At 75.0% G+C, this 5,580-nt stretch carries 7 protein-coding genes; all 7 read left to right on the top strand.

All coding sequences use genetic code 11. The annotated features are described in order from the left end of the window. The coding region (locus tag VGR37_22270) for a hypothetical protein (GenBank protein ID HEV2150140.1) at positions 1 to 481 on the top strand (481 nt) is incomplete at its 5' end. Beyond that, on the top strand, positions 463 to 993 hold the full coding sequence (locus VGR37_22265) for a peroxidase-related enzyme (protein HEV2150139.1): 531 nt from the start codon (positions 463 to 465) through the stop codon (positions 991 to 993). The genes VGR37_22270 and VGR37_22265, both read left to right, overlap by 19 nt. After that, entirely contained in the window at positions 977 to 1,453 is a 477-nt protein-coding gene (locus VGR37_22260) for an acyl-CoA thioesterase (protein HEV2150138.1), read from the top strand. Before VGR37_22265 ends, VGR37_22260 begins: the two co-directional genes overlap by 17 nt. A 31-nt stretch (positions 1,454 to 1,484) precedes the next feature. Then, complete coding sequence (locus VGR37_22255; GenBank protein HEV2150137.1) at positions 1,485 to 2,363, top strand: AraC family transcriptional regulator; 879 nt, start codon at positions 1,485 to 1,487, stop codon at positions 2,361 to 2,363. Between the two features lie 123 nt (positions 2,364 to 2,486). Continuing rightward, entirely contained in the window at positions 2,487 to 2,918 is a 432-nt protein-coding gene (locus VGR37_22250) for an SRPBCC family protein (protein ID HEV2150136.1), read from the top strand. A 147-nt stretch (positions 2,919 to 3,065) separates the two neighbouring features. Continuing rightward, entirely contained in the window at positions 3,066 to 3,719 is a 654-nt protein-coding gene (locus VGR37_22245) for a DUF6073 family protein (protein ID HEV2150135.1), read from the top strand. Positions 3,720 to 3,795: 76 nt separating this feature from the next. Then, positions 3,796 to 5,361, top strand: coding sequence for an aminotransferase class V-fold PLP-dependent enzyme (locus VGR37_22240; protein ID HEV2150134.1), 1,566 nt, complete (start codon positions 3,796 to 3,798; stop codon positions 5,359 to 5,361). Positions 5,362 to 5,580 lie beyond the last annotated feature (219 nt).

Here is a 5,580-nt window from a genome sequence, read left to right as displayed (position 1 = left end):
CCGGCCCGACGGGAAGCCGGAGGTGGCGGGCGGGCCCGCCGTTTCCGCCTCGCATGCGCGGACGGTCTCGCTGGGCGTGGCGGGTCCGGGCGTGGGGGCGGACGTGGAGCCGGTGGTCGCGCGCGGGTCCGTCGCCTGGCTGGACCTGCTCGGGGCGGAGCGGCAGCGGCTGGCGGCGCTGCTGGCGGCGGAGGCGGGGGAGGACGGCGACACCGCCGCCACGCGGGTGTGGTGCGCGGGGGAGAGCCTCAAGAAGGGGGGCGCCGCCCCGGACGCCCCGCTGGTGCTGGCCGCGCTCTCCCCGGACGGGTGGGTGGTGCTCCGCTCCGGCCCGCGGGTGATCCCCACCTACGCGGGGCGGGTGCGGGGGGAGGGGCGGCTCGCGCTGGCGGTGATGGTGGAGCCGGAGCGGGACGCGGACGACGGAAACGACAACGGGCCCGCCCAGGGCCGGGAGGAACCATGGCACACGTCGCCGTAGACCAGGGGGTTCCGGGGATCGTCGGTCTCCTGGATCGGTACCCCGAGACCGCGGGGCCGCTGAACGCCCTCGCGCAGGCGCTCCTCCGCGCGGAAGAGGGGCTGAGCGCCGCCGAGCGGGAGCTGATCGCCACCCACGTGTCGTCGCTCAACCGCTGCGTCTTCTGCACCTCGTCCCACGCCGCGGCCGCGCGCCACCTCCTGGGGGAGGCGGAGACCGTGGATGCCGTGGTGGCCGGCGCCGCGGCGCCGCGCGTCACCCCGAAGCTCCAGGCGCTGCTGGAGATCGCCGGGAGCGTGCAGCGGGGCGGGCGGAGCGTGGGCGACGGGCAGGTGCGCGCCGCGCGCGAGCAGGGCGCCACCGACCGCGAGATCCACGACACGGTCCTGATCGCCGCCGCCTTCTGCATGTTCAACCGCTACGTGGACGGCCTGGCGGCGTGGACCCCGGACGACCCCGCGGCCTACGACCGGATCGGGGCGCAGCTGGCCGCCCATGGCTACGCGCGCTGAGGCAGCGGCCGTCCCCGTCCCGGCGTTGTCCGGGGCGCCCTCCCCCGCGTACGAGTACCGGCACGTGGTGGGGTTCGAGGAGACCAACCTGGTGGGGAACGTCTACTACGCCAACCACGTGCGCTGGCAGGGGCGCGTCCGGGAGATGTTCCTCCGCGACCACGCGCCGGAGGTGGCGGACGCGCTCCGGGAGGGGCTGGCGCTGGTGACCACCCGGGTCTCGTGCGAGTACTTCGCCGAGCTCTCCGCGTTCGACGAGCTGTCCATCCGGATGCGCCTGGGCGGCATCGCGCAGAACCGCGTGAGCATGCGCTTCGAGTACTGGCGCCGCGGGGCGGGGGGCGAGGCGCTGGCCGCCCGCGGCGAGCAGGAGGTGGCCTGCATGCGCCGGGAAGGCGCCGCGCTGGTGCCGGCCCCCGTCCCCGAGGCGCTCCGGGAAGCGCTCCGTCCGTACGCCTGACCCCCGGCAGCCCCCGAAGAGGAGGACGTCCGTGAGCTACGAGCAGAGAACGACCCCGTTCGGCCCGTCTGGCGCCGCCGCGCTGGCGGAGCGGGAGCACCCGGTGGGCACCGGCTCCCGGGCCAGGACCGTGCGCGCGCACCGGGAGACGGTCCAGCGGGTGATCCGGACCATGCGCCAGCGCTTCGGGGAGCCGCTCTCCCTGGACGACATGGCGCGCGTGGCGCACTCGAGCCCGTACCACTTCAGCCGCGTCTTCCGGCGGGTCACCGGGGCGTCCCCGGTGCAGTACCTGGCAGCCGTCCGGCTGGAGGCGGCGAAGCGGCTCCTCCTCACCACGCCCTTCTCCGTGGCCTCCGTCTGCTTCGAGGTCGGCTACAACAGCGTGGGTACCTTCACCACCCTGTTCACCGCCCTGGTGGGGGTGTCGCCGCGCCGGCTGCGGCGGATGGACGAGGGCGCCCTGGAGTGCGTCCTCCGCTCCCTCCCGGACCTCGTCGAGGGCGGCATTACCGCGCCCGCAGCCCGGAGCGCCGTCCAGGTGCGCGCGCCCGCCGACTTCGCGGGCCCGGTGTTCGTGGGGCTCTTCCGGGAAGCGATCCCCCGGGGCCGCCCCGCCGCCTGCGCCGTGCTGGACGGCCCCGGGACCGCCTTTCTCCCCCCCGTCCCCGACGGGCGCTACCACCTGTTCGCCGCGGGGCTCGCCCGGGCCGACGGCCTGGTGGACGCGGTCGTGTGCGCGGGAGCGCTCCGCGCGAGCGGGGGGCGCGTGGTGGCGAGCGGGGGAGCAATCCGGGTCGCGGCGCTCACCCTCCGTCCCGGGGAGCCCACCGACCCACCCCTCCTGCCGGCGCTCCCCTGCCTGCTGGAGGAGCGGCTGGCGCGCGGACGCGCCCCCGTCCCGGCGTAGGCGCGCGGCGCAGGTGAGCAATCCGGGAGAAGACGCCGCCGGGGTGCCGCGTGACCTTTCGAGCGCGGCGCTTCCCGCCCGTGTCTTCCCATCGATCGGCGCAGCCCCAGAACGGAGGTGACGATGAGCCAGAACGAGCCGAGGTCCTACGACGTCCAGGTCGACGCTCCGCCGGAGGAGGTGTGGCGGGCCCTCACCGACCCCGAGCTGACCCAGCAGTACTACTTCAACACCCGGGTGGAGTCCGACTGGACCCGGGGCTCGCCCGTCCGCTACCGCAACCCGGAGGGCGGGGTGGACCTGGAGGGAGAGGTGCTGGAGTTCGACCCGCCGCGCCGGCTGACGACCACCTTCCGCCCCACCTGGGCCCCTGAGGTCGCCGGCACGCCTCCCTCCACCGTCACCTGGGCCGTCGAGCCCAGCGGGAGCGGGAGCCGGCTCACCCTCACGCACAAGGGGTTCGACTGGTCCAGCCCCGGCGCGGACAGCATCCACGGCGCCTGGCAGCACACCGTCTCCGGCCTGAAAAGCGTGGTGGAGGGCCGCTCGCCCTGAGCGGGCGCGCCGCGAGCCGGAACGGCGAGGCAGAGAGCAAGAAAGGAGAGGAAGACCGGCCCGGGAAGCCGCATGGTACAGGGGGACGGCCGGCAGAGGCCGTTCGTCGCCCACGCAGTCGGAAACACCCCGGAAAGGAGCGTCACCATGGCAACCAGAGTGCACGACTTCTCGGACCTCGTCCTGCGTCCCGAGGGCGCGCAGGAGGCACGTGCGGCCGACGGGTCGCCTCTCCCCCCGAGCCCCAAGAGCGTGTCGGAGCTCCGCGTCTTCCGGATGGCGGCGGGAGGGCTGGACCGCCTGAACTTCGCCACCTGGGACACCATCGAGGTGATGGGCCACGGCGAGGACACCGTCGAGTTCCGCGGCTACTACGTGATCGAGCGCGAGAACCCCACCTCGGCCGACTGGAGCGGGGCCTCGGTGAACATCTTCATGCGCGAGCTGAACGTGTCGGGCACGAGCGCGAAGTTCGGCCGGATCCGCGCCAGCACCAACGAAGAGATGGGGCAGTCCGGCGGGCAGGTGCGGGCGGGCACGGCGTACGCCTTCGCGGACTCCCCCAAGCTGTGCGCCATGCTCGGCTACATGCAGTTCGAGCTGGCGGACGCCGGGATCACCGTGTTCAACAAGGAGCCGATCCTCCTGGAGCACAAGATCACCCACATCCCGCCCGTGGGGCAGGGCGGCGGGACGCGCGAGGGGGTGGAGTACCCGCTGTACCGCAAGGACGACCCGGACGGCCCGCCGGTCGCCATCCTCAAGCGCGTGCGGACGCACATCGGGGCCTGGCTCGAGTAGGTCCCGGCCGAGCACCCGGTCCGCCCCCGGGCGGGGGCGGACCGGCGCGAGAGCGAACCCCCACCCCGGACCGAGCATGCCGCAGACCGAGCAGAGACCGATCCGCCTGGACGCCGCGGCGCACGGCTCCGGGGACGCCGCGTCCACCGGCGGGCTCGCCGGGGCGGTCGGCGCGCTCCTCCCCGCGCTGGAGGCCTTCCAGCGCTTCGACACCCCGGAGCGCACGGGGATCGACCGCGCGGTCTGGGCCGCGCGGCTGGAGGAGCCGCTCCCCCGTTCCGGCCAGGGCGCCGAAGCCGTGCTCGAGGCGCTCCGCGACGTGGTGATCCCCAACGGGCTGCGCGCCGGCGCGCCCGGCTTTTCCGGGTGGGTGGCGACGGCCCCCACCACCCTCCCCGCGGCCGCCCACCTGGCGGCGGCCGTGGCGGGCCCGCTGGCCGTGGGGCTGCAGGCGTTCAACCTCCTGGAGGCGCTGGCGACCCGCTGGCTGGGCGAGCTGCTGGGGCTCCCGCCAACGCACCAGGGGCTGCTCACCAGCGGCGGGACGGTGGCGAACCTGATCGGGCTGGGAGCGGCGCGGCAGCACGCGTGGGAGCTGCGGGGGCTCGATCCGTCTCGGGACGGCCTGGAGGGGGTGCCGAAGCCCCGGATCTACGCCTCCACCGAGGTGCACCACTGCATCTACCGCGCGGCCGGGGTGCTCGGGCTGGGGAGGCGGGCGGTGGCGGCCGTCCCCGTCGGGGACGACCTGCGGATGGACCTGCACGCGCTGCGCCGCCAGCTCGAGGCGGACCTCGCGGCCGGCTGCACCCCGGTGGCCGTGGTGGCGAACGCCGGGACGATCGGCGCGGGGACGGTGGACCCGCTCCCCGAGCTGGCCGCCCTCTGCCGGGAGTACGGCGTCTGGCTGCACGTGGACGGCGCCTACGGCCTCCTGGGAGTCCTCGACCCGGAGGTGGCCCCGCTGTACGGCGACCTGGGAGAGTGCGACTCGCTGGTGGCCGACCCCCACAAGTGGCTGGCCACCTCCATGGGGATCGGCTGCGTGTTCGTGCGGGACGCGGGGATCATGGAGCGCGCCTTCACCCTGGAGCCGGCGGTGTACGTGGAGGGCTCGCAGCCGATGCGGCCGCCTCCCCCCGACGCGCCGGTCACCTCGCAGTTCGACGGCTTCGGGTACGCCTTCCACCACCTGGGCGTGGAGCACAGCCTCCCCTCGCGCGGGGTGGAGGTGTGGGCGGTGCTCAAGGAGATCGGCGCGGAGGGGGTGCGGGAGCGGGTCCGGCGCCACTGCGGCTTCGCCCGCTACCTGGCCGAGCGGGTGCGGCGCTCGCCGGAGCTGGAGCTCATGGCCCCGGTCACGCTCTCCACCTGCTGCTTCCGCTACGTCCCCGCGGCGCTCCGCGGGCGGACGGACCCGGAGGCGGTGGCGGCGCTGAACGGGCTCAACCGCGAGGTCCTGGGGCGGGTGCGGGCGCGCGGGCGCTGCATCCCTTCCGCCACGAGCATCGGGGAAGCCTTCGTGATCCGCCCGTGCTTCATCAACCCGCGCACCACGCCGGGCGACGTGGACGCGCTGGCGGACGACGTCGAGTCGTGCGGCAGCGAGGCGTGGGCGGCGCTCGGCGGGGGAGACGGATAGGCCGCGTGGACGGCCGCCGCCGCCGGCGGCGCGCCCATCGTCAACCGGGAGGAAGGGAGATCCAGCATGCCGGACCAGATCAACGAGCAGGTTGCACGCGCCGTGTCGCGCCTGGGCTCGGGACGGGCCGACAAACGCTTCCGGATGAGCAGGGAGGAGGCGGAGAAGGAATGGAAGCAGAACGGACAGGGGGGCGGACAGGGCGGGGGGCAGCCGGCG

Source organism: Longimicrobiaceae bacterium (assembly GCA_035936415.1).
Taxonomy (GTDB): Bacteria; Gemmatimonadota; Gemmatimonadetes; order Longimicrobiales; family Longimicrobiaceae; genus JAFAYN01.
This window is presented reverse-complemented; position numbering and strand designations above follow the sequence as displayed.